The organism is Alteromonas sp. V450 (genome assembly GCF_001885075.1).
Lineage (GTDB): Bacteria > Pseudomonadota > Gammaproteobacteria > Enterobacterales > Alteromonadaceae > Alteromonas.
The window spans coordinates 391,559-411,274 of record NZ_MODU01000004.1; the positions used below are offsets into that span (position 1 = coordinate 391,559).

Annotated in this window: 17 protein-coding genes and 5 tRNA genes; 14 read left to right on the forward strand and 8 right to left on the reverse strand. The window is 43.4% G+C overall.

The annotated features are described in order from the left end of the window. Both BK026_RS01715 and BK026_RS01720 read left to right on the forward strand, forming a co-directional pair. Positions 1-471 (forward strand): low molecular weight protein-tyrosine-phosphatase, encoded by a 471-nt coding sequence (locus BK026_RS01715; RefSeq protein ID WP_071814261.1) that lies wholly within the window; start codon positions 1-3, stop codon positions 469-471. 275 nt (positions 472-746) lie between these two features. Next, positions 747-2,090, forward strand: a complete 1,344-nt coding sequence (locus BK026_RS01720) for a class II 3-deoxy-7-phosphoheptulonate synthase (protein WP_071814262.1) — start codon at positions 747-749, stop codon at positions 2,088-2,090. Between the two features lie 75 nt (positions 2,091-2,165). Here the strand turns inward: BK026_RS01720 and BK026_RS01725 are convergent, their stop codons facing one another. From BK026_RS01725 to BK026_RS01735, 3 genes are all read right to left on the reverse strand, one after another. Continuing rightward, positions 2,166-2,483: a hypothetical protein gene (locus BK026_RS01725; protein WP_071814263.1), complete on the reverse strand. Its 318-nt coding sequence runs from the start codon at positions 2,481-2,483 to the stop codon at positions 2,166-2,168. A 182-nt stretch (positions 2,484-2,665) separates the two neighbouring features. Beyond that, on the reverse strand, positions 2,666-2,881 hold the full coding sequence (locus BK026_RS01730) for a DUF3820 family protein (RefSeq protein WP_071814264.1): 216 nt from the start codon (positions 2,879-2,881) through the stop codon (positions 2,666-2,668). Further along, on the reverse strand, positions 2,882-4,702 hold the full coding sequence (locus tag BK026_RS01735) for an ABC transporter ATP-binding protein/permease (RefSeq protein WP_071814265.1): 1,821 nt from the start codon (positions 4,700-4,702) through the stop codon (positions 2,882-2,884). 301 nt (positions 4,703-5,003) lie between these two features. On the opposite strand from BK026_RS01735, the gene moaA reads away from it, so the two are divergent. Together moaA and BK026_RS01745 are read left to right on the forward strand one after the other, a co-directional pair. Further along, positions 5,004-5,972, forward strand: coding sequence for a GTP 3',8-cyclase MoaA (gene moaA / locus BK026_RS01740; RefSeq protein WP_071814266.1), 969 nt, complete (start codon positions 5,004-5,006; stop codon positions 5,970-5,972). An 81-nt stretch (positions 5,973-6,053) separates the two neighbouring features. Then, positions 6,054-6,584 carry a GNAT family N-acetyltransferase gene (locus BK026_RS01745; protein WP_071814267.1) on the forward strand — a complete coding sequence of 177 codons (531 nt, stop codon included), beginning with the start codon at positions 6,054-6,056 and terminating at the stop codon, positions 6,582-6,584. Positions 6,585-6,611: 27 nt separating this feature from the next. On the opposite strand, the gene BK026_RS01750 is transcribed toward BK026_RS01745, so the two are convergent. The 3 genes from BK026_RS01750 to BK026_RS01760 all read right to left on the reverse strand — a co-directional run bounded on the left by BK026_RS01750 (position 6,612) and on the right by BK026_RS01760 (position 8,590). Beyond that, entirely contained in the window at positions 6,612-8,243 is a 1,632-nt protein-coding gene (locus BK026_RS01750) for a response regulator (protein ID WP_071814268.1), read from the reverse strand. 157 nt (positions 8,244-8,400) lie between these two features. Further along, a tRNA-Val gene (locus BK026_RS01755) sits at positions 8,401-8,476 on the reverse strand. 38 nt (positions 8,477-8,514) lie between these two features. Beyond that, a tRNA-Val gene (locus BK026_RS01760) sits at positions 8,515-8,590 on the reverse strand. Between the two features lie 769 nt (positions 8,591-9,359). Between BK026_RS01760 and gltX the strand changes: the two genes are divergently transcribed. The 8 genes from gltX to dusC all read left to right on the forward strand — a co-directional run bounded on the left by gltX (position 9,360) and on the right by dusC (position 14,337). Continuing rightward, positions 9,360-10,769, forward strand: coding sequence for a glutamate--tRNA ligase (gene gltX, locus BK026_RS01765; protein WP_071814269.1), 1,410 nt, complete (start codon positions 9,360-9,362; stop codon positions 10,767-10,769). Positions 10,770-10,854: 85 nt separating this feature from the next. After that, positions 10,855-10,930: transfer RNA gene (locus tag BK026_RS01770), tRNA-Ala, on the forward strand. 92 nt (positions 10,931-11,022) lie between these two features. Further along, positions 11,023-11,098 (forward strand) — tRNA-Glu (locus BK026_RS01775). A 152-nt stretch (positions 11,099-11,250) separates the two neighbouring features. Then, a tRNA-Glu gene (locus tag BK026_RS01780) sits at positions 11,251-11,326 on the forward strand. Positions 11,327-11,665: 339 nt separating this feature from the next. Then, entirely contained in the window at positions 11,666-12,571 is a 906-nt protein-coding gene (locus BK026_RS01785; RefSeq protein WP_071814270.1) for a M14 family metallocarboxypeptidase, read from the forward strand. 59 nt (positions 12,572-12,630) lie between these two features. Beyond that, the gene (locus BK026_RS01790; protein WP_071814271.1) at positions 12,631-12,837 is read left to right on the forward strand and encodes a hypothetical protein; all 207 of its coding nucleotides are present in this window, start codon (positions 12,631-12,633) and stop codon (positions 12,835-12,837) included. Between the two features lie 10 nt (positions 12,838-12,847). Further along, positions 12,848-13,024, forward strand: coding sequence for a DUF1289 domain-containing protein (locus BK026_RS01795; protein WP_071814272.1), 177 nt, complete (start codon positions 12,848-12,850; stop codon positions 13,022-13,024). Positions 13,025-13,398: 374 nt separating this feature from the next. Further along, on the forward strand, positions 13,399-14,337 hold the full coding sequence (gene dusC / locus BK026_RS01800; RefSeq protein ID WP_071817442.1) for a tRNA dihydrouridine(16) synthase DusC: 939 nt from the start codon (positions 13,399-13,401) through the stop codon (positions 14,335-14,337). Positions 14,338-14,368: 31 nt separating this feature from the next. On the opposite strand, the gene BK026_RS01805 is transcribed toward dusC, so the two are convergent. Both BK026_RS01805 and BK026_RS01815 read right to left on the reverse strand, forming a co-directional pair. Next, on the reverse strand, positions 14,369-15,337 hold the full coding sequence (locus BK026_RS01805; RefSeq protein ID WP_071814273.1) for a transposase: 969 nt from the start codon (positions 15,335-15,337) through the stop codon (positions 14,369-14,371). Between the two features lie 454 nt (positions 15,338-15,791). Further along, positions 15,792-16,448, reverse strand: coding sequence for an arylesterase (locus tag BK026_RS01815; RefSeq protein ID WP_071814275.1), 657 nt, complete (start codon positions 16,446-16,448; stop codon positions 15,792-15,794). A 16-nt stretch (positions 16,449-16,464) separates the two neighbouring features. Between BK026_RS01815 and BK026_RS01820 the strand changes: the two genes are divergently transcribed. After that, a complete protein-coding gene (locus tag BK026_RS01820; protein ID WP_071814276.1) occupies positions 16,465-17,163 on the forward strand; it encodes an ABC transporter ATP-binding protein in 699 nt (232 codons plus the stop codon). After that, on the forward strand, positions 17,164-19,686 hold the full coding sequence (locus BK026_RS01825) for an ABC transporter permease (RefSeq protein ID WP_071814277.1): 2,523 nt from the start codon (positions 17,164-17,166) through the stop codon (positions 19,684-19,686). The last annotated feature ends 30 nt before the right edge of the window (positions 19,687-19,716 follow it).

Sequence of the window (19,716 nt, forward strand, 5' to 3'; positions counted from 1 at the left end):
ATGAAACAATCTACATCGGTGTTGTTCGTGTGCTTGGGGAATATTTGCCGTTCTCCTACTGCAGAAGCCGTTTTTAGACATAAAGCTGAATTAGCAGGGTTAGATATTCAAATAGATTCCGCTGGCACACATGGATATCACATAGGCAAGCAACCTGATAACAGGTCGCAAAGTGCAGGAATTGAAAGGGGCTACAGTTTCAAAGGGCTGAAATGCCGCCGCGTAGACGAAAGTGATTTCACAAAATTCGACTACATTTTGGCGATGGATCGCAGCAATCTTGAAAACTTACGAGGCATGGCACCTGTACAAACTCATGAGAAAATTAAGCTGTTTTTAGACTTTGCTGATACAGAAGATGAAGAGGTGCCTGATCCTTATTATGGAGGGAAGCGGGGCTTTGAACTTGTACTCGACTTAATTGAACTCGCGTCTGACGGTTTAATCGCTCATATCAACAAACAGCAATAACTTGTGTTACGCGCTTGCTCAATAACGCCTCATGACGCGCAAGCGCAGTTTGGACGAAGCTTATCGGAAGATGCTTTTTTGCTATAAGCAAGCATGATTACTTTCTATAATTTCAAGCGCACGTGTCTATTTCATAGCGTTAAGTATGGTAAAGTGCATCGCGAACGGCACATTTCATATTTTTCAAATTAGATTGATAGAAAAAAATCGTTTTGTATCAGTCGATTTTTTCAGTAAAACGTTTGCCCCACGTTTACATTTTCAGGAGAACACCTTTGAGTAATTGGCAAGTAGACAGTTGGAGAAGTAAACCAATTCTTCAGCAACCAGAGTACGAAGACAAAGTACGGTTAAAAGAAGTTGAGCAAACCCTCAGTACTTATCCTCCCCTGGTGTTTGCCGCTGAAGCGAGGGAACTTCGCAGGCAGCTTGGTGAAGTCAGTCTTGGTAAGGGTTTTCTTCTGCAGGGTGGCGATTGCGCTGAATCTTTCGATGAGTTTAATGCGCCAAAAATTCGCGATACATTTAAAGTCATTCTTCAAATGGCTATTGTACTTACCTTTGCTGGTCGTTGCCCGGTAACCAAGGTTGCCCGTATGGCAGGCCAGTACGCCAAGCCGCGCTCTTCTGATTTTGAAACTCGCGATGGCGTAACCTTGCCAAGCTATCGTGGTGATATCATCAATAACTTCGAATTTACCGAAGCGGCCCGCCGACCAGATCCTGATCGTTTGTTGGAGGCCTACCATCGCAGTGCGTCAACATTGAATTTACTTCGCGCGTTTGCGCAAGGTGGTCTGGCTGACTTACATGAAGTCAACCGCTGGAACATGGCGTTTGTAGAGAACAACCCTCTTAAAGAACGTTACGCTGATATGGCGAATAGAATTCAAGATACGCTTGAGTTTATGGATGTTATCGGCATCAACGCACAAACTAGCTCTACGCTGCACGAAACGTCGCTATTTACGTCGCATGAAGCATTGCTGTTGAACTACGAGCAGGCGCTAACACGTATCGACACGCTTACCGGTAAGCCTTACGATTGTTCTGCTCACATGGTGTGGATTGGCGAGCGTACCCGTCAACTTGACCATGCGCACGTTGAGTTTTTCCGAGGTATTCACAACCCCATTGGTGTGAAAGTGGGGCCAAGTATGCAGGAAGACGAGCTTATTCGTTTAATTGATGCGCTTAACCCGCTAAATGACCCGGGTCGCTTAACGCTTATTACTCGCATGGGCGCCGATAACTTAGCCGATAATTTGCCACGCTTATTACGTAAAGTGAAAGCTGAAGGCAGACACGTAGTGTGGAGTTCTGACCCGATGCACGGCAACACGTTCTCGGCATCTAGCGGCTATAAAACCCGTAACTTCGATGCAATTTTGAAAGAAATTAAGCAGTTCTTTCAAGCTCACGAAGCAGAAGGTACTCACGCTGGTGGTATTCACCTTGAAATGACTGGCCAGCACGTAACGGAGTGTACTGGCGGTGCTTATGAAATTAGCGATGAAGACTTAGCGCAAGCCTACAAAACGCAATGCGATCCGCGCTTAAACGCAGACCAAGTGCTTGAGATGGCATTTTTGGTGGCTGATCATTTACGTAATGCGTAATAGTTAATACCAATCCCTAAACGAACATCGTATTAGAATCATAAACGGGCAGCGAAATAAACGCTGTCCGTTTATTTACAGCAGTTGCTCTCTTTCTTGTTCGCTCAATATGCCCGTGAAAATAGTCTCTCGCCTTAAGTTAGCGGTGCGCTCATCATCGGCTAATAACAGGGCTTTAAATACGTCAGGCTCATGGCGGGCCTCTATAATCCCCTTCCAAAGTAGGTAGCTACCGTAACGCATCATTTTGTTTTGATAACGCATTTCCAAGGTTTGTTCAACTTGCTCAAAAAGTTCGGGATGAGACATCAGCTTGTCTGCTATTGCACTGTGGATGGTTTTAATACGTTGGTTAACGTCATATCGACGTTGTTTTCTGGGTCTTGCAAACATAAATTTTCTGGCGTTTTTACTATATAAATAAAATGTATAGGCTTGTTGAAAGAGAAATTTCGCAAACTGCGACGTTCGCGCACTTTTATTACACTATCTCTTAATGTGGCGAGATGACGCCGTTTAAACGAAAAAAGGTAGTTAATCAAGTTCTAGGCTTGAGTGCATGGAGCGAAATAAAATCAATCTTCATTTAATAGCGGTTCTACAACAGACTCTAAGCCGTTTAGCTTAATTTCATACATTAAAGCGAGCTGTTCACCAAGCTTGTTGTCTGGAAAGCCTTGCTTGTGAAACCAGACCAAATAGGGTTCAGGTAAATGGAATAGGCGTCTCCCAGCGTATTTGCCAAAGGGCATCACTTGGTTAATAGCGGATTTGATAAGCGTTGGATCCATTTACTGATTACCTTTTGTTTTGGAATTTTCGTTGAGGACCTCATCTTCACGTTGCTGTGCTTGCCATAGTGCTGCGTATTCACCACCTTGCTCAAGCAAATAAGTGTGTGTCCCTTCCTCTACAATGGTACCGTTTTTAAGTACAAGGATCTTGTCGGCATCAACAATTGTGGACAGTCTATGGGCGATGACTAAACTAGTGTGTCCCTTAGCTGCGTCGCGAAGGGCCGCTAATATTGCACGTTCTGACGTGCTGTCTAACGAGCTTGTGGCTTCATCAAAAATCATAATTGGCGCACCTTTGAGTAAGGCTCTTGCTATAGATACGCGTTGCTTTTCGCCACCAGATAGCTTTAGGCCTCGCTCACCAACCGTTGTTTCTAGCTTTTCAGGTAGACTTTCTACAAATGCTTCAAGATGCGCGAGTTTGATAACTTGTTTAATGTCTTCATCGCTGGCATCAGGGTTACCGTAGCGAATGTTCTCCAGCAAGGTAGTGTTGAACAGCACCGTATCCTGAGGGACAATGCCGATATGTGAACGCAAACTTTGTTGCGTAACCGATGCGATGTCTTTTCCATCAATAGTGATGTTACCTTGTTGAGGCTCATAAAACCGAAAGAGTAGTTTCATCAGCGTTGACTTTCCTGCGCCGCTTTCACCTACCACCGCTACTTTCGAGCCTGGTGGTACATCAAAGCTTAAGCCGTTAAGTATTTGTCGATTTTCGGTGTATGCAAAATGCACATTGTTAAATCGTAGTGCGGGGTTCGCACAGGTCAATTCTGTAGCGTCGTTGGCATCTTTTATGGCCGGAGTTTGGGCGAGAAGGTCAAACAACTTATCGATATTCGCAAGGCTCCCACGAATTTCACGGTACACAAAACCCAAGAAATTTAGCGGCATAAAAATTTGCATGGTGAACGCGTTTATCAATACAAAATCACCTATGGTCATCTCGCCATTTATGACGCCAAAGGCGGCGTTTGCCATCATAGATGTCATGGCGATAGCGATAATGGCAGCTTGGCCGCCATTCAATGCAAATAACGACAAGCGGTTTTTTCTTCGTGCCTTTTCCCATGCAGCTAAATCCGTGTCGTAGCGATTGGCTTCAAAGGATTCGTTGTTAAAGTATTTAACGGTTTCAAAATTTAGCAGGCTGTCTACTGCCCGTGAATTGGTGGTCGAGTCAGCTTCATTCATCTGAGTAACAAAGCGAGTGCGCCAATCCGTCGCTTTCATCGAAAAGCTAATGTAAGCCACCACGCTAAGTACAATAATTAACGCAAAAGATACGCCAAACTGAAACAAGAGTAAGCCTACAACAAGCGCGATCTCTAATAGGGTGGGAACAATATTAAACACCATAAAACGCATGAGGAAACTAACGCCGTTGGTACCGCGCTCTATATCTCGTGACAACCCGCCTGTGCGTCGATTTAAATGAAAGCCTAAGTCTAAGTTGTGCAAATGTTTGAAGACTTTTAAGCCAAGGCGGCGCATGGCACGCTCTGTAACCCGCCCAAATAGTGTATCGCGTACTTCGCCGAGCAAAACATTCAGTAAGCGCAGTGTTCCGTAGGCAACGATAAGGCTGATAGGTACAGCTAATGCAAGCGTGGTTAGGTCGCCATTTAAACTGTCGACGGTGTATTTCAACACGTAGGGTAGGCCGATACTGGCAAGCTTTGCTGCTACTAGGCACAGTAGAGCAAGAAATACACGGTGCTTGAACTCTAGGAGATAAGGCCAAAGCTGTGAGAGAACGTGCCATTTAACAGGTTCGTCGACGTTGGAAGGAAAACGGTTTTTTCTCATTTTATATTATGAACTCACAGGTCTTCTTGTGTGTAAACGCGATTAAGCGTTTACAAGCGTTAAGATCTTTACAAAAACTGCAGAGATGTTACGTATGGATATGGGTTAGAGATTAATTCGATCTTAATTATAGCGATACAAGTCTTTAAATATAACGCTTTCAAGCATAAACTACGAGGTGGTTTATATTTGTTACCTTGTATGCTCGGTTGTTGAAGGTTACTATGACATAGCTTTGTGGTTTTGAATCAAAAGCAAAGTCGATAACGTATATTGATAAAAATGTTCACGAGGAGTTGGTTTGTTAGAAGATAGTTTCGGTAGACAGTTTCACTATTTGCGTTTGTCGGTGACCGAAGCATGTAATTTTCGTTGCCAATATTGCCTTCCTGATGGATATGATGGCCCATCAAGTGATGAATTTATGTCACTGACAGAAATTGATACGCTACTGAAAGCTTTTGCAACACTAGGAACGTCGAAAGTGCGTCTTACTGGCGGTGAACCAACGTTGCGTCGAGACTTTTTAGATATTTTAAAGTTAACTGCCGAAACGCCAGGAATCCAACGCGTGGCGATGACGACTCATGGCGGTCGAATGGAAAAATTTGCTTCACAGTGGAAAGAGGCTGGGTTACACCAAGTCAACGTGAGCATTGATAGCTTAGATCCTAGACAGTTCGCTGCAATTACAGGACAAGACAAGCTAAAGGCGGTGCTGCGCGGCCTTGACGCTGCTATCGAAGCTGGCTTAGATGTAAAAGTGAATTCGGTGTTATTGAATGACTTCTCAGATAAGCGTCTTCACCGATTCCTTGAGTGGCTTAAAACAATGCCCGTGACGCTGCGTTTTATTGAGTTAATGGAAACCGGAGACCTTTCCCAGTTTTTTGCAAATCAACATCAAAGTGGCTCGCCGCTAAAAACAGCCCTATTAGAAATGGGGTGGCAGCCTTTGCTACGCAGAAAAGATGCGGGGCCGGCACAAGAGTTTTATCATCCCGATTATGTGGGAAAAATTGGTCTTATCATGCCGTATAGTAAGGACTTCTGTAAAACGTGCAATAGACTTCGCGTTTCGGCCCCTGGAAAATTACATCTCTGCTTATTCAGTGAAAATGGTATTGATATGCGCGATTTATTGCGAGCAGGTGATGTTGACCAAGTAGTTCATTTTTTGCGAGAAGTGCTTGGGCAAAAACACGAAACACATTATTTACACGAAGGTAAGACAGGCGCTACAAAACATCTTGCGATGCTAGGCGGTTAAATTCATTTGGTTGTTTGGTTTGTTGTAAATTTAAGCTATAGTCTGGCATAGACCAAAAAAAAAAGATGTGAAAGGAAGTTTATGCAGATCATGGATAGTGAGCGGTTATCCTACCACTACATTACAGAGAGAGACGCCCACTTTCTCTGGGAACTAGATCAAGACCAACAGGTGATGAAATACATCAATGGTGGTGAAAAATCATCTAAAGAAGATATAGACAATATTTTTGTTCCGCGTTTTTTAGCTTATTCAAATCCGGCACTTGGCTGGGGTCTTTGGCGTGTTGAAACGCTTAAAGAAAAAGAAAGTATAGGTTGGATCCTCGTTCGTCCATTTGGCTTTTTTACCCAGGCCCCAGAAAGCGACAACATGGAATTAGGTTGGCGTTTTAAGCAGCGTTATTGGGGCCAAGGATATGCAACAGAAGCAGCTCTGACGGTTAAACAATCGCTGTACGACATTGGTGTTGAAAAGTTTTCAGCTATCGCAAATCCTGAAAACCATGCATCAATTAATATAATGAAGAAGCTCGGGATGACATATAGCCACGAATTGGAATACAAGGATAAGGTATTTCATGAAACAGTGGTGGTATATACGTCGCAATAAAGAGCAAGCCCCAAGCGTTGCATGCATTTACAACGTGTTCTGATTGGCGAGTATCTGTTTTACCGAGCTATAGCGCTCCGTTTGCTCTTTAGAAAGTGTTGCCGACTCTAGTGTTTCTCTACAACGTTTAATAGCGTCTTTTATTTTTGGTTCTAATGCGTCTCCAGATGTCCGCGCTCTAATAATGGCCTGCAAATAGTTTAGTGCAATAGACGCATTTTTGGGCATAACGCGAAATGCCTGAGAAAAGGTAGTAAACGATTGTTCAATATTGCCGCGTTTATATTGTGTGACAGCTGTATTGTTGAGGGTTTTGGGACTTAACGTGATTGCGGCTTTCTCAGTTTTCTCTTGGTTAATATAGGCGTAAAAAACCTCGTCACCTTCGCCGTGGTTTACATTTCTTGCTGCTAACGAGTCTAAAATTTTTAGTGATTCTTTCTGCATTCCGACTTCATGTAGTGCTTTTGCGCGGTCTAGAAGGGCTTCGTCCGTGTGATGCTGTGCGAGATCAAGATGAAAATCACTGAGGAGTGACTGCGCCTTTACCATATCATCTTTAAGGTAATGTAACCTTGCATTAATAACTGCCAACTCATCACTTATTGCAGCTTTCGGGTGCGATTTGCGTAATTGACGCAGATATTCATTAGTTTGCTTTACAATACTATTGACCAACTCAGGTTCCGCTGTCATCGCAAAATCAACGCCGCTTCGCGCGGCAGCTAGATAAATATCAGGTGTATCATGAAGCGAGCCTTTCGCGTAACGAACGACTTTTTTTGCGCTTTTAAATTGGCTTTCATAATCGTGGATAATTCTTGCTAGATGAAGCGCGCGTTGATGCCTTGCAATGTTGTGTGGCGAAATGTTACATGCCAGTGATGTGCATTCAAAAGCATCATCAAAGGCGGATTGGCGAACTTGAATTTTACTAAGTAGATCATAGGCATAAAGCGCAGAGTCTGGCCGCATGGCAAGTTGAATCGTCTCTCTTTCCGCATCATCTAGTTCGCCCAGCTCTAACAAACACTTAGCAATGCCAAACTTGGCCCAACTGAAATCTTGTACATTGATGATGGATTGATAAAAAGCGACGGCTTGTTCGAACCTACCTTCCAGAAAAAGTAGATCTCCTTTTATTTTTAAAGCAAGAGGGAAGTGTTCAGAGTTCTCGGGTTGAAGAAGAAAGTGCTCAATTTCGTGGAGGGCTTTGTCGTATGCTTTCTGTTCCATAAAAGCATATACGTTTTTCAATGCCCTTTTTCGGGAAAGTACTTTTGTAAGTCGTCTATCTAAATCGTTTACGGAAAAGGGCTTAGCAATAAATTCATCGGGTTGCAGTTCAATAATTGCATGAACGACCTCGGTCGAGGTGTCGGCGCTTGTAAAGATAAAAGCGCTTGTTAGAGAAAGAGAACGCTCTTCATGAAGTTGTTCAAGTAAGTAGTATCCGCCTTGTTCTGAACGGAGGTTATAAGAACAAATTATTGCGTCATACTCATTTTGCTGAATGGCAGAAAGTGCGTGACTTGGTTTATCAACATAGTCCATGTTGCGAAAGCCTAATTGCTCCAAAGCATAGTGCATATGGCTTTTAGCCAGCACATGATCTTCAGCAATTAACAACTTAGATTGTTTAGCTAAGTGTAGCTTCATAAAATCTCATCCCGAGAAATAACACGTGTAGTACGCTTTTCGTATACTGCACAACTACGAGAGGCTGTAGATATTCTGATGATACTAAGTTTTATCGTAGAAAATGAAGCAAAACTTTAGCATTATCGATAAAAGGAAGAAAAATAACTTAAGAAAGTGGTGGACGCTACTGGGCTTGAACCAGTGACCCTCGCCTTGTAAGGGCGATGCTCTCCCAACTGAGCTAAGCGTCCAAATTGTATTGCATCACTGTTTAGCCACTGTGAAGAAGTGGTGGACGCTACTGGGCTTGAACCAGTGACCCTCGCCTTGTAAGGGCGATGCTCTCCCAACTGAGCTAAGCGTCCATATTGTTCAAACCTTGCCGAAGCAAGTGGGGCGGTATTATAGAGTCGGTTCTGTTAGTGTCAACAATAAAATTAAAGAAAAATGACTGGGTGCCCGATTTTTAGTCACTCTGGCTGTATCTTAACTAAATTGATGAAAAGAACAGCGTTTTGATGGCTTGTACTAATTTCTGGAATGATAGTTAAAGTGAATGTTCTCTAGCATTCAGCTATTTTCTAAAGTCAGGAAATAAAGGATGTTAAAGCGCTAAAAAAAAGGTTAAATCGGACAGGCACTGAGAGGGAAAACGTTAAATCGGACAGACACTGAGAGGGAACAAAGTGGACACACACTCAAATTTTTGAGCTATAGCCCGTTCTTGCAAATCATACCCCTAGTGTTCCGTAAGGCTTATTCAAGTGTGTGTCCACTTCAGGGAAGCGTTAAATCGAAACGTTAAATCGGACAAACGTTAAATCGGACAGACACTCAGAGGAAACAAAGTGGACACACACTCAAATTTTTGAGTTATAGCCCGTTCTTGCAATCATAGCCCTAGTGTTCCGTAAGGCTTATTTAAGTGTGTGTCCACTTCAGCAAGAAACGAGTATTGAAAAAGAGAGCTCCAACAATAAGTGTGTGTCCCCTTTATTTCATTTTATTTACTTAATATCTGGCTAGGTGTTTTTCTGCTTTTCCAAGGTTCTACAATTAACTTACTTTTGAAGTCGCGCGGACACTGGTAGAATGCGCCCAACTTTAGAAATACATTAACAATAGAGAGTGACCATGTCGGTTGTTACACGATTTGCACCCAGCCCAACAGGCTACCTTCACGTTGGCGGCGCGCGAACTGCGCTTTATTCCTGGCTTCTTGCTAAAAGCAAAGGCGGCGAGTTTGTTCTTCGCATTGAAGATACAGATATCGAACGTTCAACTGAAGAAGCTAAGCAGGCCATTCTAGACGGAATGCAATGGTTAGGTTTAACGTGGGATACGGGTCCAATTTATCAAACTGAGCGTTTCGGTAGATATAAAGAACTTATTCAACAGCTTTTGGATGAAGGTAAAGCGTATAAATGCTTCATGAGCTCTGAAGAGTTAGATGCAATTCGTGAAGCGCAAAAAGAACGTGGTGAGAAGCCTCGTTACCCTGGTACGTGGAGAGACAGAACTGATCATCCAGAAGGTCAACCTTTTGTTATCCGCTTCAAAAACCCTCTAGAAGGCAAAGTGGTAATTAACGATCACGTGCGCGGAAAAATCGAGATTAGCAATACTGAGCTAGACGATCTTATTATTCAGCGCTCTGACGGTACCCCTACATATAACTTCTGTGTAGTTGTTGATGATTGGGATATGGGGATCACTCATGTAGTTCGTGGTGAAGACCATATCAATAACACGCCACGTCAAATCAATATTCTTGAAGCGCTTGGTGCACCTGTTCCAGAGTATGCTCACGTTTCTATGATTTTGGGTGATGACGGCAAGAAGTTATCAAAGCGCCACGGTGCAGTTAGTGTAATGCAATATCGCGATGACGGTTTCTTACCGCAAGCTGTTCTTAATTACCTTGTAAGGTTGGGGTGGTCTCACGGTGACCAAGAAATTTTCTCAGTTGATGAAATGATTGAGAAATTCAGCCTAGATGCTATAGGCCAGTCTGCTTCCGCATTTAACACAGAAAAGCTAATTTGGTTGAATCAACACTACATCAAGACATTGCCAGCCAGTGAAGTTGCGTCACACGCTAAATGGCACTTTGAAGCGTTGAATGTTGATTTAACGGCAGGCCCAGCGCTCGAATCTATTATCGCTATTCAGGCCGATAGAGTAAAAACGCTTAAAGAATTAGCTGAGATTTCTACATACTTTTATCAAGACTATGAAGATTTTGATGCGAACGCCGCGAAAAAACACCTTCGTCCAGTCGCTCGCGGCCCATTAGAGCTTGCTAAAGATAAATTAATGGCAATCGAAGAGTGGAACCCGGAAAATATTCAGGCTGCTATAAATACTACAGCCGAAGAATTGGAAGTAGGCATGGGTAAAGTAGGTATGCCGCTGCGTGTAGCTGTGACAGGTGGTGGTAATTCACCGTCATTAGATATCACGTTGAATCTTATCTCAAAAGAGAAAATTGGCGAGAGAATCGACAAAGCGCTTACTTTTATAGCAAACAGAGAAAATTCATAAAAAAAGCGTTGACATGACAGGGGGGGATGCCTAGAATGCGCCCCGCTGTCACGGAACAGTCACACAAAATGACTGGTACCATGATGGGGCCATAGCTCAGCTGGGAGAGCGCCTGCATGGCATGCAGGAGGTCGGCGGTTCGATCCCGCCTGGCTCCACCAAGTCACATTGAGATGTGGTTTGATATAGGCTGAAGTTGTTAACGCAGCTTCGGACTGAAAATTCGAAAATATAGTTTCGAAGAAAGAATTCAGTCCCCTTCGTCTAGAGGCCTAGGACACCGCCCTTTCACGGCGGTAACAGGGGTTCGAATCCCCTAGGGGACGCCATTTTATCGCGTCACAGTCGATTAAAACTGTGAAATAGGCTGGAGTTTTTAACTTCGGACGGAAATTTCAGTAAGGATAAGGTCGCTCGATTCGCAGAGCTCATCTCACCTTACAGAAATTTAGTGAAGCTTCGCTTCACTAGCAAAATTTCTGTCCCCTTCGTCTAGAGGCCTAGGACACCGCCCTTTCACGGCGGTAACAGGGGTTCGAATCCCCTAGGGGACGCCATATCGAAAAAACCAGCCATCCGGCTGGTTTTTTTGTTTCAGGCTTAAAACTTTGTGGACAGACACTTCAATTGAATAAGCCTAAAGCCACTTAAAGAAACTTTCGATGGACAGACACTCTTCTATCTCTCGTTGAGTCATCAACCTACCTAGGTATGTTCCGATCATTTTCATCGGAATTTGCAATGATTATCAAATAGACATCAACGTCTTCGCCAAATACTTTTCAAAGCTCCAATGCGTAAAGAACTTATGTCACAATCGTTTATGAAACTTTTGTGGGATGGATACGTAAGCTTGTTGAACTGATATGATCTTTGAAATTCATGAGAGGTGTTATATGCAGAATTATCCAATAGGAACGTCGGGTGAGCCGTGGGGCGAAGAAGAAAAAGCCCAATGGAAAGCACAGCAGACTGTAAAAAGAAGTTATCGAGAAGAAGTACTGAATAAACTCTTCAACATTATCCCTGAGGGTTTTGAGTTAAAGCAGTATGGCGCGCTTCCTTATGATACAGCGCGTTACCCACTATATGTTGTCATTCCAAAGAGTTTTGACGCTGAAAAGCCGTCTGCACTCGTTACAGGCGGAGTTCATGGCTATGAAACCAGTGGTGTACAAGGTGCGCTACAATTTATTGAAACAAAGCTCGCTCAGTACGAGGAGCAAGTAAATATAGTTGTTGTGCCATGTGTAAGTCCCTGGGGCTACGAAACTATAAATCGATGGAATCCGCTGGCGTTAGATCCAAACCGCTCGTTTTACGAAGATTCGCCAGCCCCTGAGTCTGCTCAGCTTATGAAGTTAGTGTCGGATTTAGCGTTACCTCTTACGCTCCATATTGATTTACATGAAACAACCGATACCGACAATAGTGAGTTTAGACCAGCACTGGCTGCGCGGGATGGGGTGACCCATGATAACTGGAACATTCCTGATGGTTTTTATACGGTTGCTAACACGCCAAGCCCTCAAATAGAGTTTCAAAAAGCGGTTATAGATGCTGTAAAAAAAGTAACGCATATCGCTCCAGCCGATGAAAACGGAAAGATTATCGGCGCAGACGTGGTGAGTGAAGGTGTAATTTGTTATGACAAGAAAGCGTTGTATCTTTGTGGGGGCATGACGGACGCTAAATACGTCACAACGACGGAAGTTTATCCTGATAGTGATAACGCGACACCCGAAAATTGCAACGATGCTCAGGTGGCCGCGATTTGTGCAGCACTCAGTTATTTATTATAGACGCTTGAACGTTTAGACGTCTAGATGTATATTAAGGCCTCTTTTACAGGAGGCTTTTAGTGTTTACTTATTCTGCAGTTATTTTCGACGGCAAAAAACAAAGCTTAGTGAGATACGAATGTGGGACAGACACTGAATTTACTTCGTATCTCGAGTCACGCTTTGGTTGCCATGTTCGTTTGTGGTCTGATAAAGAGTTGTCAGAAAACACACTGGCAGCGATCGCAGCTTCACAAAAGCAGAGTAAAAAAGAAAATTTTAATTAGAAAAAACTTTATGAATCCAGAATCTCCATGTATCGCATTGTGTAAATTAACTGATGATGGCACATGCGCTGGTTGCAAACGTACAATAGATGAAATTGTTAATTGGCGGACATACACTGATATTGAGAGAAATGCTGTTTTTGCTCGGCTCCAGAGCCTAGGTAAGGATACGCCAGCTCAGTCATAATCTGATTAAGAGGCTGAACGTTGTTTTGCCGATACGGGATACAACACTGATTATCAGTGCCAAATTTGTAAAGAATAAAGAAAGCTTAGAAAGACAGGGAGTCTCGGTTGTCTTATTTAACATCGAATGTATAGAACCCACACTCCTAACAGTGAGTCACTTTGATGTAACAAAGCCTACAACTTTTCAATGTCATCGCAATGTCATCGGACAGTCGCCTATCGAATTACAACGGACAGTCGCTTATCGTATGTACGGACTTTATTCAGAACGCCCTTGAAGTTTAAAAACGTACCGCCAACTCTGGCTGATAGAATCGCTTTTTGCTACACTCCCGCGCCGATTTTATAATCTATTAACTTGAGATGTTTGCAATGAAAGTAATGCTTGCCCCTATGGAGGGCGTTGTCGACCACTTAATGAGGGATATGCTTACTCGCGTGGGTGGTTTTGATCAGTGCGTTACTGAATTTGTTAGGGTCGTCGATCAAAAGTTACCAAAGAAAACGTTTTATAGACTCTGCCCTGAGCTTCACAACGGCGGGAAAACACCGTCTGGCGTGCCAGTTCGCGTACAATTGTTAGGTCAACACCCTCAATGGCTTGCAGAGAACGCACAAACAGCTATAGAGCTTGGCTCTCCAGGCGTTGATTTAAATTTTGGATGCCCTGCCAAAACAGTTAATAAGAGTAAAGGTGGGGCAGTGTTATTGAAAGAGACTCAAACCCTCTACAACATTGTGAAAGCCGTTAGAGACGCAGTTCCTGCAGAAATCCCTGTCTCTGCCAAAATCAGACTAGGTTTTGAAGACAAATCTTTAGCAATCGATAATGCAATCGCCATCACTGAAGCGGGCGCCTCTGAGTTAGTCGTTCATGCACGAACTAAAACAGAAGGCTACAAGCCTCCAGCTTACTGGGACTGGATAGCCAAGATTAAACAACATACCAAAATTCCATTGGTAGCCAATGGTGAAATTTGGAGTGCTGAAGACGCTAAGCGCTGCCAGAGCCAATCCACATGTACGAATCTAATGATAGGAAGAGGCGCGTTGGCTATGCCTAACCTGGCACTCAGTATAAAAGAGGGTAAAGCACCCATGCCATGGTCCGAATTAGCCGCATTGTTAATACAGTATTCTGGCTATGAAATTTTTGGAGATAAAGGTAAGTATTATCCCAACCGAATTAAGCAGTGGTGCGGCTACCTCAAGAGACAATATCCTGAAGCCGATGTTTTATTTAATGACATAAGGCGCCTTACGAAGTCCCAGGATATTGTTGATGTACTTGCTAGACAGGTCGAAGCCTAGCAAAACCCTTTTGTAATGAAGCGTTCTACATTCACGAGAGATACCTCTGAGCATTAGTAACGTTTGGCCGACATGAACGTTGGCAGCCTCTAGCAAAATCCTCCATCCTTTCGGGGCAACCGACAGGACCGGTAAAAAGTGCTTCAAAGTTACAGGCTACTGCTTGCCAGTCCTCGGCTTTCATTCCTAGTTCATTGAGCAACTGGCTAGAAAACTTCGAAGTTTTGTCAGTAACACTTTCTGCGTGCATAGTTTCAGTAACAAGTTGCAAATAATCGGAGAATGCGAACGGCAGAAGCCCCGTTCCATCGCGGTCGTTATCATTAAAGGGCATTAAAAACTTTGGCGCTTTGTTCACGCGTTTTGCGTTTAAGCGATATTGAATACTGGTGAAGTTGGAGTTATATAGCGTCGTCGCAATCTTTGCCCTGATGGGGTTCAGATCAACATACGCCATCACGGTGGCTAACGCTTTCTCATCAAGTATGGCTTGAGATTTAAATCTTCTTTCCCAAAAATAGCCCTTGCAATTATCTTCTTTATTGGCTTTTCGCGCTATGTATTCATTGAGCATTCGCATAAACCAGCTAATGCTTTGAAGGCGCTCTCGATAAGTATTGGATAAAGACTTAAGCTCTATAAATTCTTCCGGTGTTACTGAATCAAAGTTTTCCAAGTATCGCCTTACGATAGGTGGGCATTTATAGAACATTCTCCATCGTAGTAAAACTTCATCCATTGTCCAGCCTTCCGCTTTACTTTTTGCTATGTGCAGTACCACGTGTATATGGTTGTGCATGACTGCGTAAGCGCACAAATCGATAGCAAAAGCCTGCGATAGCTTGTGCAGTCTTTCTTGGATCCATTTTCTTCTGTGTTCATAACTTTTACCAGTACGTTTATCGCGGCCACACAAAAAAGACTGCCTTACGCAGCGGGAAAAGCAGTGATAAAAAGGAGTAACATCAGTATTTATTTGTTTGTAACGAGGTAAAGGCATATCCGTATCCCTGAGCTGTTTATCAGTATTATGAGATTTACGGCGATAAAGTTAAGTGGTCTTTAGGACAGTTTTGATGATGCTTGCTTCTAAGAAGAACTGACTGAGTGAATTATTGGAGAGTTTTGGACAGCCACTTAAGTATTTTTAATTAGCCAGAAACAAAGGACAGACACACGGATTAAATGAGTGTCTGTCCACAGCAGCCTTCCTTAAAAGGGGAATTAGACAAAAATATTCACTCTGGAGCCTACACGCCCGTCCGTGGAGCTGGGAGATTGTTGAGTGCTCTGCAGAGGCTGAGTCTCTCGGCTTTCTTGCCCATTACGAGGTTCAACTTGTTGAGTGGGTCGCTGTGGCGACTCTAAAACAGTGGAAACGGGCGAAGAATTGACAGAAGAAACGTCCATAAACAAACCTCACATTTAAACTACTTTATAAAATAATAGCACAATTATTGAGCATCAAGAATTAAACTTCTCAAGTGTCTGTCCATAAAATTAGCGATTATAGGTTGTGCCTCTTTATTCGGATGGATACCGTCGTTTTGCATTAAGTCTTTTTTTAGTGCTATCTCTTCAAGAAAAAAGGGAATCTTTTGCACATCCTGAGCTTTCGCTATTTTAGTGAAGTTTTGCGTGAACATCTGTGTATAACGCTTACCGTAATTTGAGGGAATTTGCATTTCTTGTAGAAACACTACGGCATTACTCTCTTTTGCAACACTGACCAGCGAATTTAAATTATCTCTAATCTTACCAATATTGTGGCCTTGAAGGCCGTCATTACCGCCTAGTTCAATTAATACGTGGGTGGGATTGTGTTGCTTTAACAAACGGGGAAATCGGGCTAAACCACCGTCAGTGGTCTCTCCGCTCACCGCAGCATTTACAATATCAATCGGAATGTTGTCGTCTTGCCACATCTTTTGTAACAAACTGACCCAGCCCTCATGTTGCTGTAATCCATAAGCCGCGGATAAACTATCACCTAAGATAAGTAAAACCGCATTTTCGCTTGTATCGCTCTGCTCGGCTTGATCTGATAGCGCTTGAAAGGGTATTAAAAGAATAAGTAACAAAGCGAAAAAATTACGAAATTTAACAAACACGAATTGATGACCTCTTATGATAAAAGCTAATGCTGTAACCAAAGTAGTGGATACGAGTGAAGGTTCACTGCAGATCCTTCGTCCTATTTCTTTTGAAGTCAAGTCTGGTGAGTCCGTTGCCATTATTGGCGCGTCAGGCTCGGGAAAGTCAACCCTTTTGGGCTTATTAGCAGGGCTTGACCAAGTTACGGAAGGGGAAATCTTCTTAGATGGTGAAGCACTGCATAACATGAACGAAGAAGAGCGTGCAGTTTTAAGAGGAAATAAAGTGGGCTTCATTTTTCAAAGTTTCATGTTGGTCCAAAGCTTAACAGCTCTTGAGAACGTAATGTTGCCGGCAGAAATTGCGGGGCTTAATAATCCGAAAGCGCTTGCTTTAAATATTCTTGAGCAAGTGGGTTTAAAACATCGTGCTCATCACTTTCCTAATCAGTTATCGGGGGGCGAGCAGCAGCGCGTTGCCATAGCGCGTGCATTTATTACTTCTCCTAAAATACTATTCGCCGATGAGCCAACCGGTAACTTGGACGCCAAAAACAGTGAAAAAATAGAATCATTGTTGTTTGATATGAACAGAGATAAAGGCACCACTCTTATTCTCGTTACTCACGATAATGAGCTTGCAGAACACTGTGACAGACAACTTACAATGAGTGCTGGCGAACTAATTGAAACGACATGCGCGAACACTGTAAATAAGAAAGAGGCGGTTTAGATGTCAACGTCTTTTAATTTAGCTTGGCGGCTGTTCAAGCATGAGGCTAGGCGTGGTGAGCTCACCATTATATTGCTCGCTATTGTGTTATCTGTTGCAGCGGTGTTGTCGCTTTCACTCTTTAGTGAGCGTTTACAGGGGGCGCTTAAATCGCGTTCAGCGGCATTCATTGCTGCAGATGCTCAGCTGCGCTCAGATGAGCCAATAAACGAGGAGTGGCTAGTTAAGGCACAAGAAGAAGGACTTGCAACGGCAAAGCAAGTTGCTACGCGCTCAATGGTGTTTAAGGGCGATAAAATGTCACTTGTAGACCTTCGTGCTGTAAATGATGCTTACCCATTGAAAGGCACCGTTAACGTCACTGATCAACCTTTTGGAGCGAAACAAATTGCGTATGAGTTACCCCAGTCAGGTGAAGCATGGGTGCAATCTAGACTTTTCCAAAGTTTAGGGCTTTCTATAGGCGACAAGATTGAAATTGGCGATGGCACCTTCACAGTTACGCATGTGCTAGTGGATATACCCGATGCGGGGTTTAGCGTGTTTAATACCGACCCCATTGCGCTTATTAATTTAGATGACCTTGAGACTACGGCTATTACCGGGCCAGGGAGTCGTGCACGCTATGTTGGCTTTTTTGCCGGTGACGCTCGCGATGTCCAAAACTTTAACGATTGGTTAAGGCCACAGCTTAGTGATGACTTACACTCTTGGCGAACGGTTGAGGATGATGAGTCTGCAATCGGAAGCTCTGTTGCACGCGCAGAACGCTATTTTTTATTGGCAAGTCTTTTAGCTATAGTGCTAGCTGCCGTCTCTATCGCTGTTGCAGCACAGCGATATGCACAACGTCATTTTGACCCTGTCGCAATAATGAAAACGTTAGGGGCGACAAGTAGCACTATTCGAAAAGTTTATTTGTTTCAAATCCTGTTTATCACTGCTCTTGGCATCTTTATAGGGCTTGTACTTGGTTTTATTGGTCAGCAAATTGTTGCTTCACTTGTAGCCAACAGAGTTGAAGTGTCTCTTGATGTGTGGCACTGGCGACCACTTATGATAGCAATAGCTACAGGTGCTACATGCGCTTTACTTTTTTCTTTATATCCTTTGTTGCAACTTTTTTCTGTACCCCCACTTCGTGTGTTGCGCAAAGATATTTCGACTAACCTTCGTTCAAGAAGTATTCAGTTTGCCGCCTCGGGTGGAGCAATATTCTCCCTAATGTGGATGTATAGCGGAGACCTGAAGATCAGCGCTATCTTGTTTTTGTCAGGAATCGTGCTCGTGTTAAGCCTACTTGGAGCCACCTACGTTCTTATTGCGTTAGGGCGTAAACTTGGAAGTGGCAGAATGGGCGCATGGCAGCTAGCGTGGGCGCGAATTAAGCGACGGGCAATGGATAATAGCGTTCAATTAATAAGCTTCTCGATAACCATCATGCTGTTGCTAGTTGTTTTAGTCATGCGTAACGATATGGTTTCACAATGGCGCTCGCAATTACCTGAGGGCACACCGAACTACTTCCTGATAAACATTACATCGGAAATTCAACCCGAGTTGGACAGACACTTCGCTACAAATGGTGTAGATATCGAGGAATTTTACCCTGTCATTAGAGGCAGGTTTGTTTCGGTTAACGGCGAAGGGGTAAATACTGAAGTTTCAAAAGAGGATGAGCCGAAGAGAGAAGGTCGAAGAGGTTTAGGAAGAGAAGCAAACCTAACTTGGAGCAATACGCTACAAAAGGAAAACGAAGTTATTGATGGAAGTTGGCATGGCGAAGAGGAAAAGCAATACCGCGAAGGATGGTTCCCAGTTTCCGTTGAAGAAGGTGTTGCTGAGAGATTAAATATTAAAATGGGTGACCGGCTCACTTTCAATGTAGGTAGCGAGATTGTCGAGACGAAGGTTACAAGCCTTCGTAAGGTGAATTGGCAGTCTATGCAGCCTAATTTTTTCTTCGTTATACATCCAGATGCAATGGCAGCGTTCAGTCCAACGTACATTACTAGCTTTTATCTACCTACGGAAAGAAAAGCTGAGTTGACTAATCTTTTAAAGCCTTTTGCGTCAATAACCATGTTTGACGTCGATGCTCGTATAAACCAGTTGAGGGAAATTGTTGAACAGGTTTCTGTTGCTGTTGAGTTTATTTTAGTATTGGTTTTGTTAGCAGGAAGTCTAGTACTGATTGCCCAAGTACAGGCAAGTATGGATGAGCGACGTCAGGAAATCGCCATACTTCGCACGCTCGGTGCCGAAGGTGCTTTGATAAGAAAAAGTGTTATTTTTGAATTTGTTATTATTGGTATTGTGGCTGGGTTGATGGCGGCGTTCACCAATGAGCTCAGTCTATATTTGTTGCAGACTTCAGTTTTCCAAATGGAAGCAAGTTTACATCCTGAATACTGGGCAATAGCACCGAGTGTAGGCGCCATTATTGTTGGGATTCTAGGTGCGTTTGGGTGCTGGCGTTTGCTTACACTCAATACCAGTCAGATGCTGAGAAATATGGTTTAAGTGTTAAGCGTTAATCTAAAACGGACGGAC